This window comes from Nonomuraea zeae (assembly GCF_005889725.1).
Taxonomy (GTDB): domain Bacteria; phylum Actinomycetota; class Actinomycetes; order Streptosporangiales; family Streptosporangiaceae; genus Nonomuraea; species Nonomuraea zeae.
In genome coordinates this window covers 98,687-115,949 of the sequence record NZ_VCKX01000004.1, presented here as the reverse complement: position 1 = coordinate 115,949, position 17,263 = coordinate 98,687, and the positions used below count along the sequence as shown (strand labels likewise).

The window sequence follows — 17,263 nt, the reverse complement described above, 5'->3', positions numbered from 1 at the left end:
CGAGTGCCCCCCTCGTGCGTCCCCCCGCCGATGTGGTCGCAGCGTTGACCATTGCTCCCACCCTGACCCCCTTCAACAACAGCGACTCCATTACGGGCCGCGCAGACTTCTCCAACAGCCGCTTTCCCCGAGCGGACCTGACCGGCGCGAACCTGCACGGCGCGGACCTGACCGGCGCGAACCTGAGCGGCGCGGACCTGACCAGCGCGAACCTCCACGGCGCGGACCTGACCGACGCGAACCTGAGCGGCGCGGCCCTAGGCGGCGCGGACCTGACCGGCGCGAACCTCCACGGCGCGGACCTGACCGGCGCGGCCCTGAGCGGCGCGGACCTGACCGGCGCGGACCTGACCCTCGCGGACCTGAGCGGCGCGGACCTGTACGACGCTGACCTGACCAGCGCGGACCTGACCCTCGCGGACCTGCCCGAGGCGCAACTGACCCGCGCGGACCTGAGTGGCGCGGACCTGAGCGGCGCGGACCTGGCCGGCGCGAACCTGGCCGGCGCCGACTTGAGGGGTGTACGCGGGACAACTGAGCAGCAGGTGCGGGCGGTGGCCGGGGTTGACTGGGCCACGAAGTTCGGGCCGCTGCCGGAGTAGCTCACCAACGAGACTCGGGTCCCGTCCCTGTTCCTGCGGGGGAGACCGGGCGGGGTTGCTCGCTAACAAGACGTCCGGAACGCCCGGTTGCTCTCAGCTACTTTGCGCCTGGTGGCGGCGACCCGAGCGGAGGGCCCCAGAAAGCCCAGAGTTCACGCGAACTGAAGGTGTTTCAGCGGGAACTCACGTGGGTTCGGCATCTCAAGGCCTGTTCGCCTCGTGGGTTCAGCGCACTGAACGTTGAGGAGAGTGTCAGCGGAGAGCGGCTTCGAGCGCGTCCGGCAGGGCAGTGTCAGTGATGACCAGGTCGTCGCCCAGGTTGAGGATGCGCATCTCGCCGTGATCGAGTTCGAGCCGGAGGCCGATCTCCGTCCCGATCCGGTGGTCGATGATGCGGTGAACGGCTCGGATCGACTGACCGATGAATCGGCTCATCAGAAAGTTCTCTGCGGCGGGACCGACGGTGACCTGGCCGTACTCGTCCATGTCATAGGAGTTGTGTGGTTGATCGAGCGTCAGCTCGAGCGAGGCGTCGGGGGCGGTGTGAAAGCGAACCGGGCCGAGATCGCTCAGGTGCAACCACATATGCACCAGTGAGGCTTGATCATCGCTGGGATGGGTGTGCCAGGACACCGTCGCCTGGAGCAGCTTTCGGTTGACAAGCTCATCCGCGGGGATCACGACGCCTATGGTGTCACGGTGGTTCGGGCGTTTCCGCAGCGGTCTGCAGGAGGTGGCGGGCGGCATTGGCGTAGCGGATGGCGGTCTTGTCGTCGATGCCGAACACGGCAGCCAGATGCAGGGGATCGGGCCGCGGGTCAGAGCCTCTTCGAGTTGGCGGTCAATGCGAAAGTGGCCTTCCCCTCATAGCGTGGAGACCGAACCGGGAAAGGTTTGGTCGTGGCAGCAGTTACGCGGCGGCGCTTTGATCCGGAGTTCTGGGCCGGGGCGCTTGCGTATCGTCAAGGAGACCGGCAAGCCCGTGGCTCAGGTGGCGCGGGATCTGGGGATCAGCCCGTACACGTTGCACCATTGGGTGCAGATGGATCGGCTCGCCGAGCAGTACAACGGCGACGGCGACGGCGACGGTGACGGCGACGGGAGCGGAACGCTGAAGGAGTCCGAGCAGGAGGAACTGGCCCGGCTGCGGCGGGAGAAGGCCGAGCTGGCCAAGCGGCACGCCCAGGACAAGGCGGCCTGGGAGAAGGAACGCGCCGAGCTGGAAGACGAGCGTGACGTGCTCAAGCGCTCGGTGGTCTTGTGGGTCAAGGAGGCGATGGGCGGATAAGCGTGGCGGCCGTCATCAGCTCCCAGAAGACCGAGCACGGCATCGACCACACCATCTCCTGCCGGGCGCTGGGCGTCTCAGTCCTGGTTCTGCAAATGGAAGAACCGCATCGGCGATGACGCGCCGACCGCCCGCCAGCGCCGGCGGGCCGACCTCGATGCGGAGATCACCCGCCTGTTCGAGGCCTCAGGCGGCACCTATGGGTCGCCTCGCGTCACCCAGGATCTGCATGAGGCGGGCTGGCGGGTGTCGCAGAACACGGTTGGGGCGCGGATGGTCGAGCTTGGCCTGTCCGGCCGCAGACGGCGTAAGCCGCGCTCGCTGACCCGGCAGGGCAAGCGGCCGGCCGCCCCGGACCTGGTCCGGCGGAAGTTCGCCGCGCCCGCTGCGGACGTGCTGTGGACGTGCTGTGGTGCGGCGATGTGACGCAGATCGACACCGATGAGGGCAGGCTCTACCTGGCCACGGTCGAGGACCTGTTCTCGGGCCGGCTGCTCGGCTACGCGATGTCCGAGCATCACGATGCGGCGCTGACCTGCGCTTCGCTGCAGATGGCGGTGGCCACCCGCGGCGGTGACGTGGACGGGGTGATCTTTCACTCCGACCGCGGCTCGGAACTCGGATTCAATCAGTCGTCGCAACACTGCTGCTCAGCAGCAAGTCTAGATGCTCGCTGAACGCCTCTGCCGGTGTCATCCAGTCGATGGGCCGGGTCGGCTGCGCGCTCGACAACGCAGCCGCCGAGGCGTTCAACAGCACCCTCAAGGTCGAGTACGTGCACCGCCACCGGTTCGGCACCCGGGCCGAGGCACGCCTCAAGATCGCCACCTGGATCGCGGACTTCTACAACACCACCCGGCGGCACAGCGCCAATGACGGCCTGCCGCCCGTCACATTCGAACGTCACATGATCGAGAAGAGACAAGCCTCATCGGCCCTGCTGAGGACCGCTGTGGCATAGACCGTCTCCACGATTCCATTCCAGGGGATTGACACATGAGGGTTACCCCGGACACATACCGACTTCACCAATGTCCCCAACACTTTGCTCGAGGCCGCACGCGTATTGCTGGAACGGGTAGCTGCTGCTCGTTATGCGGTCAGAAGATCAGGTTCAGTGCGGCCTCGCGCCGGAAGGCGGGGGCGGTATGAGGGTTGCCGGCGTTGAACGGCGGTTGGGGGTCGTATTCGATCGCGAGCTGCACGGTCCGCGCCGTCTCCTCATCCTGCGCCTCGGCGAGGAAGGTCAGCGCCATGTCGATGCCGGAGGAGATTCCAGCGGCTGTCACGATCTTGCCGTCGAATACGACGCGTTCCTTGACGTGTTCGGCGCCGACGGCGGGAAGCTGCTCGGCCCAGCCCCAGTGGCTGGTGGCTTTACGACCGGCCAGCACACCGGCCGCGCCGAGGACGAAGGAGCCGCTGCAGACCGAGGTGGTCCATCGGGTGTGCTCGTGCGCGGCGCGGATCCAGGACAACAGTTGCTGGTCGCCCGTGGCGGCTTGGGTGCCGGGACCTCCGGGTACCAGGATCATGTCCGGCCGAGGTAGGTCGGCGAAGGAGGCGGTAGCGGTGATCGCGAGGCTGGCTTTGTCGTCGATGACTGGGCCGGGTACGGCGGCCACGAAGGTGACCGTCCAGCCCGGTGCGAAGGCTAGAACGGTGTAGGGGCCGACCGCGTCCAGGGCGGTGAACCGGGGGTAGAGAGGGATGGCGACGTGCATGGTCAGTTCTCCTGTGTCTGGAACCGGCGGCGGTAGTCGCCGGGTGAGGTCCGCCAGTGTCGGCGGAAGACGCGGTAGAGGGTTTCTGGCGTACCGAGCCCGGATTGGCTCGCGATGCGGTCGAGCGGATGGCCGGTGCTCTCCAGCAGTCGGCGAGCGGCGTCGGCGCGGCTGCGCTCGACGTATCGGCCGGGAGAGACTCCGGTCTGGTTGGTGAAGATCCGCGAGAAGTGGCGCTCGCTCATCCCTGCGCGCCGGGCCAGTGCCGGCACGCTCAGGTCATCGGCGGGGTGGGCGTCGATGAAGGCTTGGAGTTCGCGCAGCGGCTCGGTGCGCGGTGTGCCGGCCCTCATTGGGGTGCTGAACTGGTCTTGACCGCCCGGCCGGTGCAGGTACACCACGAGCCCGCGGGCGACTTTCCGGGCCAGCGCGTGGCCGTGGTCCTCGGCTACCAGCGCGAGCGTGAGGTCGATTCCAGCGGTGACTCCGGCCGAGGTCCAGACCTCCCCGTCCCGGATGTAGATCGGATTGGCGTCCACCGTGGTAGCCGGGTAACGGCGGCCGAGGTCGGCGGCCGCCATCCAGTGCGTGGTCGCCCGTCGGCCATTCAGCAGCCCGGCCTCGGCCAGCAGGAAGGCTCCGGTGCAGACCGACGCGACCCGGCGGCTCACACGCGCCAGCCGGGCGATCTGCCCAACCAGCTCCCGATCATCCACGCAGTCCGGGACCTTCAGGCCGCCCAGCACCAGCAGCGTGTCGACCGGCCCCTCGACCTCGCGCAGGGCTATTGCCGCGTCGATCGCGATCCCGCCGTGAGCCGCCACGGCGCCGGCGCGCACCGCGGCCACCTCCACCCGGTAGCCGCCCTCCTGGGCGAACAAGCTCGCGGTCTCGAACACGTCCACTGGCCCGGCCAGATCAAGGAGCTGGAACCCCTCGAAGATCACCACAACCACTCGTCGCCGCATGACATTCATCCTGGTCAGTGACGTGGATGGCGTCAATGACACAGGTATTGCAAATTAGGCCATGGACAGGTTGCCGATCGGCGCTCAGGTGACGGCTATCCCGGGAAGTGACAGCTACCGCCGAGCGTCAAAACGATCATGAAACCTTAAAGCGCAAGCACGTACATGGTCGCGGCCGCATTGGACCCGTTGGTAAGAATCGCGCCACATGACCCAAACGAGAGGCATGGCCGCAGCAGCTCATGATGTGCAGTTGCGGGACGCTGCCAAGAGCGGGTTCGGTCCGGACGTTCGGGGTAAGTCCGGCGCGCAGCAACGTGGTCACGATGCGTCGGGCGTTCGCGCAGCTGCCTGGGCCGGCTCCTGCATCAGCTCGGTGTGCGGATGCTCGGCGCTGCCGGGCAGGGGTAGAGCTGCTGGTTGTAGCCGCGGCCGATCTGGACCGCGGCCGGGTTACTCGGGTCGGGGTGGCCGTAGCCGGTGGACGATGCGGCGGCTTGGTTCTCGTATGGGATCCGGCTGGCGTCCCACTCGTCCGTGGCGATGGTCAGCAGCGGCTCCATAGGGGTGCCGCAGGCCCAGCTGACGGATGCAGAAAGGCCTGTCAGGAGGCGCTCAGCGCCCTGTGACGCATGGGGTGGGGCCAGGACCAAGGGGCCGGGTTCGCGGTCGAGGGGGAAAGCGCAGGCAGGTGATCTCACGGGAGTGGCCTGCGCCGGACGCGGGGCACCCCTCGTGCCCACGTGCTGCGGTGGTCACAGGGGTGCGCTCGCGCGGAGGCGGGCGTGGCGGGCGGGCGAGTGTCGTGAGTATCCGATCAACGGACCGCCCGGCATCCTGAAGCCCGGCGCGACGGGTTTGCCCCGTCGAGCCGGGCTTGTCAGACGGTTCGCAGCGCCTCGGTGGGTTGCATGCGGGCCGCGCGGATGGCGGGCAGCAGCCCGGCGGTTGCGCCGATGGCGACGGCCGCGCCCAGCCCGCCGGCCCAGGCCAGCGGGGGTATCACGGTGGCCCAGTTGTTGATGTGGGTGTAGATGGTGGTGGCCAGGGCGCCGAGGGCCACGCCGGCGAGGCCGCCGAGCGCGCCCAGCAGGATCGCCTCCGACAGGAACTGCAGGCGAATGTCTGCTCTGGTCGCTCCGAGGGAGCGGCGCAGGCCGATCTCGGAGCGGCGTTCCAGGACCGAGATGACCATGGTGTTGGCGACGCCGATGCCGCCGACGAGCAGTGCGACCGCGCCCAGGCCCAGGAACAGTCCGTTTAGCGCGGATTGGGCGGCCGCGCGGGCCACCAGGGCGGCGGAGGGCTGGCTGACGTTGACCTCGCCGGGATTGCGCGGGTTGGTGGTGGCGGCCAGTACCTTCCGCACGCTGGGCACGTGTTCGGTGGCCGCCCGCACGTAGATCGTGGTCGGATGGCCGTCGAAGCGCAGGTATTTTTCGGCGGCCGGATAGCCGACCAGTACCGCGGAGTCGATCTCCGGCGTCAGCTTCGCCGGGTTGAGGATCCCGGCGACGTAGAACCATTGCCCGCCGACCCAGATGCGCATCCCCTGGTGGATCTTCGCGATGCCGAGACGCCGGGCAGCGTCGGCGCCGAGGACGGCGACCGGTTGCCGGGCGGTGGCGGCGTTGAGATAGGCGCCTTGAGCCAGGCTGGTGCGCACCGCGCCGGGCAGGTCCAGGCTGGCCGCGTTGACGCTCAGCGAGTTGGTGTTGAAGGCGGGGATGTAGGGGTTGCGGAAGGCGTTGGCCGTGGTTTTGCCGGTGTGTTCGACCTTCTCGACCGGGCCGATTCTGGCGATCATCCCCGGCGCGTCGCCGGGCAGCTTCGCATTGTCGCCGCCCATGGTCTGGCCGGGGGTGATGGTGAGCAGGTTGGTGCCCAGCTTGTCGATCTCGGCCAGCAACCCGGCCTGGGAGGAGGCCGACAAGCCCAGCACGGCCACCATCGCCGCGACGCCGATGGCGATGCCGAGCGCCGACAGGGCCGCCCGCATCCGCCGGGTCCGCAGTCCCAGGCTGGCCACCCGCGCCAGGTCGGCCGGATACATCACGGCTCCCGCCCATCGGCGACGAGGTGCCCGTCCAGCATCTCGATGCGGCGCGGCAGCCTCGCGGCCAGCTCCCGGTCATGCGTGATCATGATGATGGTGGCGCCTTCGGCGTTGAGTTCCTTCAGCAGGGTGAAGATCGCGGTTCCCGAGACGCTGTCGAGGTTACCGGTGGGCTCGTCGGCCAGCACGATCGCCGGGTTGCCGACCAGCGCGCGGGCGATCGCGACCCGCTGCCGCTCACCGCCCGACAACTGGGGGGGACGGTGGTCCAGGCGATGCCCCAGCCCGACCCGCTCCAATGCCTCGGACGCCGCCTGCAGCCTGGCGCGATATCTGACACCGGTGTACAGCATGCCGTCGGCCACGTTCTCCACAGCCGTGGCGTGCTGGGCCAGGAAGAACTGCTGGAAGACGAACCCGATCCGCATCGCCCGCAGCCTGGCCAAGGCCCGGTCGGACATGCTCGCCACGTCGTCGCCGACGATGCGTACCGTGCCCGAGGTGGGCCGATCCAGCGTACCCATGACCTGCAGCAGCGTCGATTTGCCCGACCCGGACGGCCCCACGACGCCGACCAGTTCGCCGGCCTCGACGGTGAAGCTGACCTCCTGCAGCGCCACCACCGGTGTCGCGCCAGGATAGACCTTGCTCACCCGGTCCAGTTCCAGAACACTCCTCATGACGCAGGCACCACGATGCGCTGACCTTCGGCCAGGCCGTCGCCGGTGACCTCGACCCTGCCCTCGCTGTCGTCGAACAGCCCCGTCGTCACACCCACCAGCCGATGCTCGCCACCGGCGTCCACGACCTCGACCGCGTAGCCGCCACCGGCCAGCGCGAGCAGCGAATTCACCGGCACCGACAGCACGTCCTCGGCGGTGCCGGTGACGATCGAGACCTGTACCGGCGCCTTATCCAGGCTGCCGGTCTGCTTCGGCCTGGTCGGCCGGATCTTCACCTCGATCGTGGTCCCGCTGTCGGAGGTGGTGGCGACCTTGCCGACCTCGGAGACCAGGCCCGGCACTGTCTTGCCGTCGGGCAGCGTGATGATCACCTTGTCGCCGACGGCCACCTGGCTCTGCCGGCCGGCGTTCAGCTCGACGGTAACCTGCCGGGCCGTCGAGGATGCCTCAAGCACCACGGTCCCGGCCGCCGTCTGCGCGCCGCTGACCGCGTTCACCTTCAGCACCCGGATCGTCTTGGCCGGCACGAACACCGCCTGGCCGAGTGCAAGGTTCCCCGACTCTTCCAGCCCGGCCCTGTCCTGCAGTTCCCGAAGAGCGTTGTAGGTGGCCCTGCCGAAGTAGTCGGATTCGGGGTCGAGCTGGTCCTTGGTGGCGTGGCCGAGCGTCACCAGCGCGGCGTTCAGCTGCTGAACGTCGGCGCCGTCGGCGCCCCACGACAGCGACCGGTAGATGGGAACCGCACCGTGGAGCAGCACCACGGGCTTGCCGTCCACCCGGTAGAGCACTTTGCCCGCGGTGACGACCTGGCCCACGGCGGGCAGCTTGGTCACCGTACCGGCGGCCTTGTTGACAATCTGGTGGTTGCCCGCGTAGCCGAGCGTGCCGTTTTGCAGGGTACGGGCCGACAATGTGCCCTTGGTCACCTGTGCCAGCCCGGTCCTGGCCGGGCTCTGGGCGGTGGTGCTCGCAGTGGGCGCGGCGAACGGGTCGGCGCGCAGGACCCAGCCACCCCCGACCACCAGTGCGCCGGCCACCACCAGCGCGGCCACCCAGCGCATCGCACTCAACTGCCGCCGCCGTTCTTGCCGGGGGTCATGTTCCGGATGCTCTGCGGCTGGTAGTGCTTACAGGATTCCTCGGCCTTCTTGAACTGCGGCGTGTTTGGGTCGTCGTTGAGCTTGAAACCGCCACCCGCGTCAGGGTCGGGGAACGACGGCACGCCGTTGTCACGCATGCACGCGGCGTACTTGAGCTTGTCCGCCGTGGACCACGTCGCGTTGGGGTCGTTCTGCGGGGGCGGGGCGGGCATGAGCTCCTTGCAGGCCTCGGCGGCCTTCTTGAACGCCGGGGAGTTGAGATCGATCCCCTCTCCCATGCCCTTGCCCGGCTCCGGATCCTTGAAGTCCGGCACGCCGTTCTCGCGGACGCACTGGGCGAAGGCCACCGGATCGGCCTTGGAACCGCCCTGCGAAGCGGCGGCGGACGCCGCACCGGCCTGCGGCGCCAGAGATGCCACCGTCCTGCCGGGGTCCTGGCTGTCCCCGCAGGCCACGCCGGTCAGAGCGACGGCGGCCAGGGCGAGAACCGGTGCGATGGCCCGCGCGGTGCTTCTACGTGAGCGCTTCCGCCTGGCCACGCTCTGGCCGAGAGTGCTTCCCATGTCGTTCTCCATCGTGTGCGGGTGAGTATTGGCCCGGTCGCCGAGACGGCGCGTGCGGTGGCCGTCCCGGCTACCGGGTGAGGACGGCGTCGGCTACTTCGCGGGTACGGCGGTGCCGTCGCAGCCGCGGTCGATGCGGCCCGTGGTGAAGTACGACACGAGCTCGGCGGCGCAGTCCGGCACGCGCAGGACGGACCCGTGCACGTCGTCGGCGACGGTGAAGACCGTGCCGCCGACGGCGGCGTGCATCTGCTTGGTCCACTCATACAGGGAGACGGCTTCGTAGCGGTGTCCGGCCAGCACCAGCGACCCGCCGCCGCGCTGCACCTTGATCTTCTGCACCGGCAGCGGCCAGCCCGCGCATTGGGCGGAGAACCTACTGGCCCGCCCGGTGACCGGGTTGCGCTCAAGTCGCCGCTGGTAGGTGGCCCAGGCGTCGGAGAAGTTGAGCCGGCTGGGGTCCTCGTTGCAGAAGACGGCCTGGCCTGCGGTCGCGTTGAACCGCTCCGGCGCGCCGGCCGGCGGGCGCTGCAGAGTGCCCTGCCCGAGAAGTCCCCTCAAGGCCGGCGGCGCGGTGTCACTCTCGTCCCGCATCTCCTTGAACGCCTGGGCGACCTGCGGCCAGTCCGGTGCGCTCTGGATGGCCAGCATGGCGACCGTGGCACCATCGGCCACCATCTCCCAGTCGCTGTAGCGCCTCGGCTGCTCGTCATAGGCGCGGCCGAGCGCCAGCACCGTGGCCCGCACCTGCTTCGCGGTGCTGCCGAGGCCGTAGGTCCCGTTGCGCTCCGCGATCCAGGCCGCCATCCGCGGGAAGTGACGCTCGGTGCCCGCCGCGTGGCCGTCCTCGAAGTCGTCGAGCCGGAAGTGCACCGGCGCCACGCTGTCCAGGAACATGCGTCCGACGCTGCCCGGGAACGTGCTGCGGTAGACCGCGCCCAGCCAGGTACCCCAGGAGATGCCCAGGAAGCTGAGCTTGCGCTCGCCCAGCGCGACCCGCACCCGATCAAGGTCACGGGCCGCGTTCTGGGTGGTGAGCTGGCCGAGGAAGGCGGGATCGAAATCCCCGCACGCCTTGTTCGCCGCGACCCCGGACTCGTGGACGAGCTTGGCCGTCTCCTCGGGCAGCGGCCCCGGCTGGGGCGGCACGCCCTGGCCCTGGGGGGCCGGGCAGTCGACCTTGGTGCTGTAACCGACCCCGCGGGGGTCGAAGCCGATCAGGTCGTAGCGGTCGTTGAGCTTGGCGTTCGTCTGGTTCATCGAGGCGATCTGGAGCGGGAACAGGTAACCGGAGGCGCCTGGCCCGCCCGGGTTGAGCGCCAGGCTGCCCAGCCGGTGCTTGCGGTCGATGGCCTTGACCCGGGTGATCGCGATGGTGATCTGCCGTCCGCCTGGTTTGCGGTAGTCCAGCGGAACGCTGACGGTTCCGCACTCCATCCGGCCCAGCAGCGCACGGAACGTCCGCCGTTGCTCATCAGTGACGGCAAGGCTACGGATCACCTCGCCGGAATAGGCGGGACACGACCGCCACGTGACCGAGGCCAGCGCCTGCCCGCTGTCAGCCGTCGCGGCGGGCGAGCCCGCGATCAGCGCGGTCAAGGTGACGGCACTCGCGGCTGCGGCGGCAACCGCGCGGCCGGTCAGAAGTCCATGTTCAGTCATGTGGCCCACCTTGGTGGCGGCGATCGTGCACCCGCGTCCGCCCTCAGCCACACGTGGGCATCTGTCTTGAGACGTATACGGGCGTCGCCGGATCAGACTTGCGGCAGACGCGGGCGCATCGGTCCTGACCATAAGCTCACAGGACTATGACGCCTCTTCGCGCGTGGTCACGCTTACCGATGCTGCAGGACGCGGCGCCGGCCGCGGTGCTGCTCGCGATCTGCGTGCTGGTCAACGCCCCGAACGCGATCGTGGGCAACACGGCGGGTACCCCCGTCGCCGCTGGACAGGACGGACAACTCGCCCTGTGGTGGGCGGCGACGGCGCTCGCCGCCGGCGGCGTCGTGCTGCGCAGGCGCTGGCCGCTGCCGATGCTCGCCGTCTGCGTGCTGTCCGCCGGGGTGCACGTGGCGCAGGCCGCACCTCTCATGATCATCGATCTGAGCGTGCTGGTTCTGCTCTACACGGTGGCCTCCCGTTACGCGTGGGTCACCTCGCTGGCGGCCCTGACTTGCCTGTTGCTTGTGGCCGCCGGATGGAGCCTGTACGGCGAGCGCCCGATGCCCGGCCCATCCGAGGTACTTTCCATGGGCCCCGGCCTTGGCACCCCATCCGGCCCGAAAGAGGTCATGAGGGTCCATCGCCAGGCCTCGGCCGATGCCTGGAGCGGCCTGTCCGTACTCGGCTCGGCCCTGGTCGCCTCCTGGGCCATCGGCTCCGGCGCCCGCAGTCGCCGCGCCTACCTCGACGAGCTGCACGCACACGCCCGAGACCTCGAACGCGAACGCGACCAGCAGGCCGCGCTCGCGGTAGCCGCCGAACGCGCCCGGATCAGCCGCGAACTGCACGACGTCGTGGCCCACGGCCTGTCCCTCATGGTGATCCAGGCCCAAGGCGGCGCCGCCGCGCTCGACAACACCCCGGCCGATACCCGGACCGCGCTGGAGACGATCGTCACCACCGGCCGTGACTCCCTCGCCGACATGCGACACGTGCTCGCCGCGGTCGGCGAGGTGGACGATGCCTGGCATCCGCAGCCCGGCCTGGCGCACCTGCCCGCCCTGCTCACGCAGGTCAACAGGGCAGGCACGCCGGTACGGCTGCGCGTCGAGGGCTCCCCCGTGACCCTGCCCGCCACCATGGACCTGTCGGCCTACCGCATCGTGCAGGAAGCCTTGACCAACACCATGAAACACGCCGGAACGGGCGCCGCCGCCAGCGTCGTCCTCACCTACCACGACGCGGAGATCGGCATCGAGATCAGCGACAACGGCCGCGCCCGGACCGGGGACGCCGGCGCAAGTAACACCGGCGCAGGTAACGGGCTGCGAGGCATGCGCGAGCGCGTCAAACTGTTCGGCGGCACGTTCACCGCAGGCCCGAAGCCCCGAGGCGGGTTCACCGTACGGGCGGCGCTCCCGATCCAAGGACACGCCACATGATCGACATACTGCTCGCCGACGACCAAGCCCTCGTCCGTACCGGCTTCCGCATGATCCTCGACAACGCCGACGACATGCAGGTCGTCGGCGAGGCAGGCGACGGTGCGCAGGCCGCGGAGATGGCCCTCGAACTCCAGCCCGACATCGTGCTCATGGACGTCCGGATGCCCGAGGTCGACGGCGTCGAAGCGACCCGCCGCATATGCACCGGCACCAGCCGGGTCCGGGTGCTGATCCTGACGACCTTCGACCTCGACGAGTACGTCTACGCCGCCCTCCACGCCGGCGCCAGCGGATTCCTCCTCAAGGACACCCTCGCGCCCGACCTGCTCTCGGCCATCCGCGTGGTCGCGCGCGGCGATGCGGTCGTCGCGCCCAGCGTGACCCGCCGACTCCTCGAACGATATGTCGGCATCGGCGTCGCCCAGGCCATACCCGCCGCCAGCCTCGACGTCCTGACCGAACGCGAACGCGAGGTGCTGAGCCTCATCGCCCGCGGCCTGTCCAACACCGAGATCGCCGAGTGCCTCTTCCTGTCCGAGGGCACCGTCAAAACCCACGTCAGCCGCGTGCTGGCCAAACTCGGCCTACGCGACCGTGTCCAAGCCGTAGTCTTCGCCTACGAAAGCGGCCTGGTTCGCACCGGAGCCACCTAACGATCATGGGTCGCGAAGTTTTGGGCGTATGCGACCGGCCCAGTCGGTCAAGCCGCCACACCAAGCGGCCCATTCGCCGGCGACAACGCCACCATCCTCTGGCTCTACCACGTCCTCAGCCCCCTGCAACGCCTCACCAGCCCGGCCTGACCAGCCAGAACGGCACCCTGGTCGCCCAGATCACCCTCAGCTGAGGGCCCGCCCACGCGCGTGCCAAGAGCACGTCGCCGCCACCCGACTGTGGCATGAGTGTGGCTTCGAGGCTGGTGGCTGTGCGGTGCGCGGGGCCGACGATAACAGGGTGAGCACCGCGAGTGAGGAGCCGCAAGGAGCCGCTATCGCCCCGGCCCGTTCCGGGCGGGCTGCCGCCAAAACGGGCCGTGGGTCGGCGATGGCCCGCTATGAGCTGCTGGCCCCGCATCTGCATGAGGGCGTGCCGCTGGCCCGGCTGGCGGCGGGGCAGGGCGAGAGCGGTGTCACCTACCGGACGTTGCAGCGCTGGCTGGCGGCCTACCGGCGGGGTGGGCTGGAGGCGCTGGCCCGGGCTGGCCGCTTCCGTCGCCGCCGCCCGCAGCTGGCCGATCCCCACCTACTGGACGGTGCATAAGATCGTCAGCTCGCTGGACCCGGCGCTGGTCACCCTCGGCGTGCAGGGCACCAAGAAGGGCCAGCCGCACGGCCACGGCAAGATCGAGCGGCTGATCGGCACCGTCAACCAGATGTGCCTGGCCCACCTGCCCGGCTACGCGCCGCGCGGCACCTGCGACCGGGCCGGGCAAGCCACGCTGACCCTGCCCCAACTGGACGCCGCGATCGGCCGGTTCTTCCATCAGGTCTACAACCAGCGGCCCCATTCGGAGACCAAGACAGCGCCGCAGGCACGCTGGGAGGCCGGCGCATTCATCCCGCGCATGCCCGGCTCACTCGAGCAGCTGGACCTGCTGCTGCTCACGGTCGCCAAGCGCCGCAAGATCCACACCGATGGGATCCACTTCCTGTCCACTTCGCTGTCGGGAATGGTAATGAGGTGGGCCTCGATCTGATCTCCCGGAGTGCGCAGTCGTCGCTCAAGACGTCCTCCATACTCGGCGAGGAATGGCAAAACGGCCCCTCCATCAGCGTCGAAGGCGTACAAGCCTCCTTCAGGTAGCCGCGCGAGTATCAAGTATGTGACGATCATCGCTCCCTCCACAGCGGTCGGAAGGCAGTGATTCTTTGAGCTGTGCTCAGGGCCGCTGCCGGAACGGGGCGAGCGTGGCGCGCACGAGGTCGGCGGCGCCCCAGTCGGGGTCGAACTGGGCGATCACAGCCAGGTGCTGGCGGAGCTGGAGGATCGGCATCCGTTCGCGCCAGTCGCGGTCGAGCCCGGTCAGCTCGGCGTACAGCTCGAAGAACACATGCGCCTCGGGCGGCGGCGCCGTCGTCCACAGGTGGGCCAGGTCGACCTCGGCCCACGTGTACGACACGGCCGGGTCGATCAGCACGGGCCGCCCGTCGGAGGCGGCCATGACGTTCAGCGCCCACAGGTCGCCGTGCGTCAGGCACGCGGGCCTGACCGGCAGCAGCTCGGGCAGCCGGTCGCACAGCCGTTCAAGCGCCGCCCGGTCCGCGGCGTCGAGCGCCTCCTGGACGCGACGCTCGCCGAGCCAGCGCAGCAGACGGTGCTGGGCGAAGAACTCGAACCCGTTGTCATCCCAGGTGTTGACCTGCCGACGACGGCCCAGCCAGTTGTCCCGGTGCCACCCGAATCGGGGGTGCCGCGTGGTGGTGTGCAGGTGGGCGAGCGCGTGCGCGAACTGCTCCCAGAAGGCCTCGGTGCCCGGCCGGGGCTCCAGCACGGACAGCACGAGCAGGTCGCGGTCCGCCAGGATGATCTCGGGCGTGGCGACGCCGCCTGCCTCGCGCAGCACGGTGAGCCCTTCGGCCTCCGCGGCGAAGGCGTCGTCCGATGGCGGCTTGCCGAACGCCTTGACGAACACCGACGTGCCGTCACTGCGGCGCGCGAGCCCCGCGGTCGCGGCGAGGCCTCCGGTGGCCGGTTCGACCGCGACGACGTCGGTCAGGCCGGCCGCGTGCAGGCGTTCGAGCAGGAGGGATGTCGCGTCTGTCACGGGGTGTGCTCCTCTTTGCTGGTCACGCATCATGGCAATCAGGGCCGAGGCCCGTGAGCAATGATCGAAGCCTGTGGATCTGCGGGGAAGGGGTGTACCTTCCCGAATCATCCGATGTGCTTTCGAGATAAGAGGCCGAGCGGATAGGCGCGGTTGAGGCACCCCGGCGGGTGTTGCAGGCGCAGGTCTTGATGATCATGAACGGACAACGCTTCGTGATCACCGGGAGATCTGTGCCCGTCCTTCCGCCATGGCTGACCGAGCCGCTGTGGGATCAATTCTCGGCGCTGCTGCCCGAGCGGCCGGTTTATCACCCGGACCATCCTCTGGGCTGCCACCGCCCACGCATCAGTGACCGAATCATCTTCGACAAGATGCTGCAACTCCTGCGCTTCGGCTGCTCCCACCAGGCGATCGCCGACATCACCTGCTCGGCCACCACGATCCGCAACCGCCGCGACGAGTGGATCCGCCTCGGCGTCTTCGCCCGGCTCAAGCAGATCGCGTTGGAGTCCTGCGACCGGATCATCGGCCTCCTCCTGGACCAGATCGCTGTCGACGGCTCCATCACCAAGGCCCCCGGCGGCGGCGAGGTCGCCGGACGCTCCCCGGTCGACCGCGGCAAACAGGGTCTGAAACGCTCGGGCACGACGGACGGTTACGGCATCCCGCTGGGCCGCGTCCTGGCTGGCGCCAACCGCCACGACTCCCCGCTGCTCGCCTCTTGCGTGGCCGACCGCGTCGTCCCGGCTCGTGTGTGGTCCTAGGTCCAAGGTCGCTGTCAGCATGGGTCCACCGACCGATGAGCATCTGAGGGCACCGGAGCGATCATGGAATCTCTTCGATCAGCGGTGGAGGGGTCATGCTGGTGGAACTGGTGGACTGGGTCGAGATCCCGGCCGGAATGCTGCGTCGGGGTACACCCGCCGAAGAGGTGGAGGAGGTGGCACACCGCTACGCCGACACTGGGGTGCCGGTGGAGTGGTACTGGAAGGAAGCCCCGCGCACAGAGATCCACCTTCCGGCGTTCCGGATCGCCCGCAGCCAGGTCACTGTCCGCCAGTGGACGCTCTTCGCGCAGGCCACCGGGAGGCCGGTGCCGCAGGCACCGGGTGGCCACCCGGTCATCGGCGTCACCTGGAAGGAGGCGATGGACTATTGCCGGTGGCTGGGGGAACAGCTCGGCGGCCTTGACGTGCGCTTGCCCACTGAGGACGAGTGGGAGCGTGCCGCCCGCGGTGACGACAGCCGCGAGTTCCCATGGGGCAACGAGTACCGCACGGGCCTGGCCAATCTGGTGGACTTGGGCATCGGCACCACCATGCCGGTCGGTTCGTTCCCCGAGGGTGCCAGCCCCTTCGGCGTGCTGGACATGGTGGGCAACGCCGATGAGTGGACTTCCACCCTCTATGCCCCTTACCCGGGCGCTCCCATTGAGGTGCCGAGCACGGAGGACTGGGCCTTCGACCCGCATGTCACCCGGGGTGGCGCGTTCCGCCACGACCGGGACCTGGCCCGGTGCGCCCGCCGACACGGCGCCTACGAGCAGGACCTGGCGGCGATTGGCGTGGGCTTTCGTCTAGCGGCATCGGCCAGGTGAAGGACAGCCTAGGACCGCCCTCTACGCCCTTACCCGGGTCCTCCCATTGAGGTGCCGAGCACGGAGGACTGGGCCTTCGACCCGCATGTCACCCGGGGTGGCGCGTTCCGCCACGACCGGGACCTGGCCCGGTGCGCCCGCCGACACGGCGCCTACGAGCAGTGCTCGCAGTCGAGGCCTCTGTTGCGGCGGCCGGCCCGCCAGGCGCTCAGCACGGGTTCGCTGAGCGCCCATCGGGCGTCGGAGAAGTCGCTGGGGTACGGTCGCTGCTCGGTCACTCCGGCGTACCGTGGCTCAGACCTCTTGCCCAGCCCTTAGCGGCAGCCCGGCGAAGAGGGCTTCGAGAACGCGGTCGACGTAGGTATGTGTCAGCTGTTCGTTGGTGATCAGGTACCTGAAGGACAGAGGTCCGGACAGGATCGCCATCGCCAGGTCCAGGTCGAAGTCGGGTGAGATCTGCCCCTGCTCGCGCGCCTTTTCCAGCCGGGCGACGGTCTTGGCTTCCTGCGGGGCGATGAAGCGCTCGTTGAGCGCGGCGGCGACCTGGGGATCGTATTGGGCTTCGCCCACGAGCGCCCGGACCAGCGGGCCGAACGGCGGCCGGCCCAGCAGGTCGACGGCTGCGTGGATCTGAGGACCGCGCATGAGCACAATGCGGTACCTCATGATGCCGACATTCGCCCCGTATTCGGCTAAGCCGCGTCGTGGGCAGAGCTCAAGTGCTCTTGGTTGGTGAGACGGTCGCGCCCCCGGACCTGCTCTCTCCGCGATCTGGCCGCCCTTGACACAAGGGCGGCCAGATCACCTT

Annotated in this window: 20 protein-coding genes and 3 pseudogenes; 11 read left to right on the top strand and 12 right to left on the bottom strand. The window is 69.1% G+C overall.

Translation table 11 applies throughout. The features are described from left to right. Positions 1-44 precede the first annotated feature (44 nt). A complete protein-coding gene (locus tag ETD85_RS02585) occupies positions 45-602 on the top strand; it encodes a pentapeptide repeat-containing protein (protein ID WP_240778823.1) in 558 nt (185 codons plus the stop codon). A 252-nt stretch (positions 603-854) separates the two neighbouring features. Here the strand turns inward: ETD85_RS02585 and ETD85_RS02580 are convergent, their stop codons facing one another. Then, the gene (locus ETD85_RS02580) at positions 855-1,283 is read right to left on the bottom strand and encodes a hypothetical protein (protein WP_138687941.1); all 429 of its coding nucleotides are present in this window, start codon (positions 1,281-1,283) and stop codon (positions 855-857) included. 271 nt (positions 1,284-1,554) lie between these two features. Between ETD85_RS02580 and ETD85_RS02575 the strand changes: the two genes are divergently transcribed. The 4 genes and pseudogenes from ETD85_RS02575 (at position 1,555) to ETD85_RS02560 (ending at position 2,851) form a co-directional block, all read left to right on the top strand. Then, positions 1,555-1,890 (top strand): transposase, encoded by a 336-nt coding sequence (locus ETD85_RS02575; protein ID WP_206058041.1) that lies wholly within the window; start codon positions 1,555-1,557, stop codon positions 1,888-1,890. 108 nt (positions 1,891-1,998) lie between these two features. After that, positions 1,999-2,316 (top strand): IS3 family transposase, encoded by a 318-nt coding sequence (locus ETD85_RS66665; protein WP_138687940.1) that lies wholly within the window; start codon positions 1,999-2,001, stop codon positions 2,314-2,316. After that, positions 2,289-2,453 (top strand): annotated as a pseudogene (locus ETD85_RS67415) (DDE-type integrase/transposase/recombinase); the annotation flags it as partial. The gene ETD85_RS66665 and the pseudogene ETD85_RS67415, both read left to right, overlap by 28 nt. A 140-nt stretch (positions 2,454-2,593) precedes the next feature. After that, a complete protein-coding gene (locus tag ETD85_RS02560) occupies positions 2,594-2,851 on the top strand; it encodes an integrase core domain-containing protein (protein ID WP_138687938.1) in 258 nt (85 codons plus the stop codon). Between the two features lie 139 nt (positions 2,852-2,990). Here ETD85_RS02560 and ETD85_RS02555 read toward each other — a convergent pair whose 3' ends face one another. From ETD85_RS02555 to ETD85_RS02520, 8 genes are all read right to left on the bottom strand, one after another. Further along, positions 2,991-3,614, bottom strand: coding sequence for a DJ-1/PfpI family protein (locus tag ETD85_RS02555; RefSeq protein WP_138687937.1), 624 nt, complete (start codon positions 3,612-3,614; stop codon positions 2,991-2,993). A 2-nt stretch (positions 3,615-3,616) separates the two neighbouring features. After that, entirely contained in the window at positions 3,617-4,582 is a 966-nt protein-coding gene (locus ETD85_RS02550) for a GlxA family transcriptional regulator (protein WP_138687936.1), read from the bottom strand. Positions 4,583-4,950: 368 nt separating this feature from the next. Next, entirely contained in the window at positions 4,951-5,145 is a 195-nt protein-coding gene (locus ETD85_RS02545; protein WP_138687935.1) for a hypothetical protein, read from the bottom strand. A 317-nt stretch (positions 5,146-5,462) separates the two neighbouring features. Beyond that, positions 5,463-6,635: an ABC transporter permease gene (locus ETD85_RS02540; protein WP_138687934.1), complete on the bottom strand. Its 1,173-nt coding sequence runs from the start codon at positions 6,633-6,635 to the stop codon at positions 5,463-5,465. Further along, positions 6,635-7,318 (bottom strand): ABC transporter ATP-binding protein, encoded by a 684-nt coding sequence (locus ETD85_RS02535; RefSeq protein ID WP_138687933.1) that lies wholly within the window; start codon positions 7,316-7,318, stop codon positions 6,635-6,637. Before ETD85_RS02535 ends, ETD85_RS02540 begins: the two co-directional genes overlap by 1 nt. Continuing rightward, positions 7,315-8,382: a peptidoglycan-binding protein gene (locus tag ETD85_RS02530; protein WP_138687932.1), complete on the bottom strand. Its 1,068-nt coding sequence runs from the start codon at positions 8,380-8,382 to the stop codon at positions 7,315-7,317. Before ETD85_RS02530 ends, ETD85_RS02535 begins: the two co-directional genes overlap by 4 nt. A gap of 5 nt (positions 8,383-8,387) precedes the next feature. Next, positions 8,388-8,984 carry a hypothetical protein gene (locus ETD85_RS02525; protein WP_138687931.1) on the bottom strand — a complete coding sequence of 199 codons (597 nt, stop codon included), beginning with the start codon at positions 8,982-8,984 and terminating at the stop codon, positions 8,388-8,390. Between the two features lie 93 nt (positions 8,985-9,077). Then, a complete protein-coding gene (locus ETD85_RS02520; protein WP_138687930.1) occupies positions 9,078-10,646 on the bottom strand; it encodes an alpha/beta fold hydrolase in 1,569 nt (522 codons plus the stop codon). A gap of 146 nt (positions 10,647-10,792) precedes the next feature. On the opposite strand from ETD85_RS02520, the gene ETD85_RS02515 reads away from it, so the two are divergent. The 4 genes from ETD85_RS02515 (at position 10,793) to ETD85_RS62830 (ending at position 13,787) form a co-directional block, all read left to right on the top strand. Beyond that, the gene (locus tag ETD85_RS02515; protein ID WP_420847225.1) at positions 10,793-12,088 is read left to right on the top strand and encodes a sensor histidine kinase; all 1,296 of its coding nucleotides are present in this window, start codon (positions 10,793-10,795) and stop codon (positions 12,086-12,088) included. Then, positions 12,085-12,744: a response regulator gene (locus tag ETD85_RS02510; protein ID WP_138687928.1), complete on the top strand. Its 660-nt coding sequence runs from the start codon at positions 12,085-12,087 to the stop codon at positions 12,742-12,744. Before ETD85_RS02515 ends, ETD85_RS02510 begins: the two co-directional genes overlap by 4 nt. Positions 12,745-13,135: 391 nt before the next feature. Then, a complete protein-coding gene (locus tag ETD85_RS62835) occupies positions 13,136-13,351 on the top strand; it encodes a helix-turn-helix domain-containing protein (protein ID WP_170246468.1) in 216 nt (71 codons plus the stop codon). After that, entirely contained in the window at positions 13,344-13,787 is a 444-nt protein-coding gene (locus ETD85_RS62830) for an integrase core domain-containing protein (protein ID WP_170246467.1), read from the top strand. The genes ETD85_RS62835 and ETD85_RS62830 overlap by 8 nt, the downstream gene beginning before the upstream one ends. Before the next feature lie 183 nt (positions 13,788-13,970). Here ETD85_RS62830 and ETD85_RS02495 read toward each other — a convergent pair whose 3' ends face one another. After that, positions 13,971-14,855 carry a fructosamine kinase family protein gene (locus tag ETD85_RS02495; protein ID WP_206058040.1) on the bottom strand — a complete coding sequence of 295 codons (885 nt, stop codon included), beginning with the start codon at positions 14,853-14,855 and terminating at the stop codon, positions 13,971-13,973. Between the two features lie 233 nt (positions 14,856-15,088). Between ETD85_RS02495 and ETD85_RS02490 the strand changes: the two are divergent. Further along, positions 15,089-15,574, top strand: a pseudogene (locus ETD85_RS02490) (transposase); the annotation flags it as partial. 143 nt (positions 15,575-15,717) lie between these two features. Beyond that, positions 15,718-16,455, top strand: a complete 738-nt coding sequence (locus tag ETD85_RS02485) for a formylglycine-generating enzyme family protein (RefSeq protein WP_138687925.1) — start codon at positions 15,718-15,720, stop codon at positions 16,453-16,455. A gap of 179 nt (positions 16,456-16,634) precedes the next feature. Here the strand turns inward: ETD85_RS02485 and ETD85_RS66660 are convergent. Both ETD85_RS66660 and ETD85_RS02470 read right to left on the bottom strand, forming a co-directional pair. After that, positions 16,635-16,733: pseudogene (locus ETD85_RS66660) on the bottom strand (IS5/IS1182 family transposase); the annotation flags it as partial. Positions 16,734-16,749: 16 nt separating this feature from the next. Beyond that, positions 16,750-17,100 (bottom strand): TetR-like C-terminal domain-containing protein, encoded by a 351-nt coding sequence (locus ETD85_RS02470; protein WP_240778813.1) that lies wholly within the window; start codon positions 17,098-17,100, stop codon positions 16,750-16,752. Positions 17,101-17,263 lie beyond the last annotated feature (163 nt).

Excerpts from the sequence above, each read along its gene's own strand:
- ETD85_RS02560 (WP_138687938.1), top strand. The coding sequence starts at position 2,594 with ATGGGCCGGGTCGGCTGCGCGCTCGACAACGCAGCCGCCGAGGCGTTC.
- ETD85_RS02555 (WP_138687937.1), bottom strand. The coding sequence starts at position 3,614 with ATGCACGTCGCCATCCCTCTCTACCCCCGGTTCACCGCCCTGGACGCG.
- ETD85_RS02550 (WP_138687936.1), bottom strand. The coding sequence starts at position 4,582 with ATGCGGCGACGAGTGGTTGTGGTGATCTTCGAGGGGTTCCAGCTCCTT.
- ETD85_RS02545 (WP_138687935.1), bottom strand. The coding sequence starts at position 5,145 with ATGGAGCCGCTGCTGACCATCGCCACGGACGAGTGGGACGCCAGCCGG.
- ETD85_RS02540 (WP_138687934.1), bottom strand. The coding sequence starts at position 6,635 with ATGTATCCGGCCGACCTGGCGCGGGTGGCCAGCCTGGGACTGCGGACC.
- ETD85_RS02535 (WP_138687933.1), bottom strand. The coding sequence starts at position 7,318 with ATGAGGAGTGTTCTGGAACTGGACCGGGTGAGCAAGGTCTATCCTGGC.
- ETD85_RS02530 (WP_138687932.1), bottom strand. The coding sequence starts at position 8,382 with ATGCGCTGGGTGGCCGCGCTGGTGGTGGCCGGCGCACTGGTGGTCGGG.
- ETD85_RS02525 (WP_138687931.1), bottom strand. The coding sequence starts at position 8,984 with ATGGGAAGCACTCTCGGCCAGAGCGTGGCCAGGCGGAAGCGCTCACGT.
- ETD85_RS02520 (WP_138687930.1), bottom strand. The coding sequence starts at position 10,646 with ATGACTGAACATGGACTTCTGACCGGCCGCGCGGTTGCCGCCGCAGCC.
- ETD85_RS02515 (WP_420847225.1), top strand. The coding sequence starts at position 10,793 with ATGACGCCTCTTCGCGCGTGGTCACGCTTACCGATGCTGCAGGACGCG.
- ETD85_RS02510 (WP_138687928.1), top strand. The coding sequence starts at position 12,085 with ATGATCGACATACTGCTCGCCGACGACCAAGCCCTCGTCCGTACCGGC.
- ETD85_RS62835 (WP_170246468.1), top strand. The coding sequence starts at position 13,136 with ATGGCCCGCTATGAGCTGCTGGCCCCGCATCTGCATGAGGGCGTGCCG.
- ETD85_RS02485 (WP_138687925.1), top strand. The coding sequence starts at position 15,718 with ATGCTGGTGGAACTGGTGGACTGGGTCGAGATCCCGGCCGGAATGCTG.
- ETD85_RS02470 (WP_240778813.1), bottom strand. The coding sequence starts at position 17,100 with ATGCGCGGTCCTCAGATCCACGCAGCCGTCGACCTGCTGGGCCGGCCG.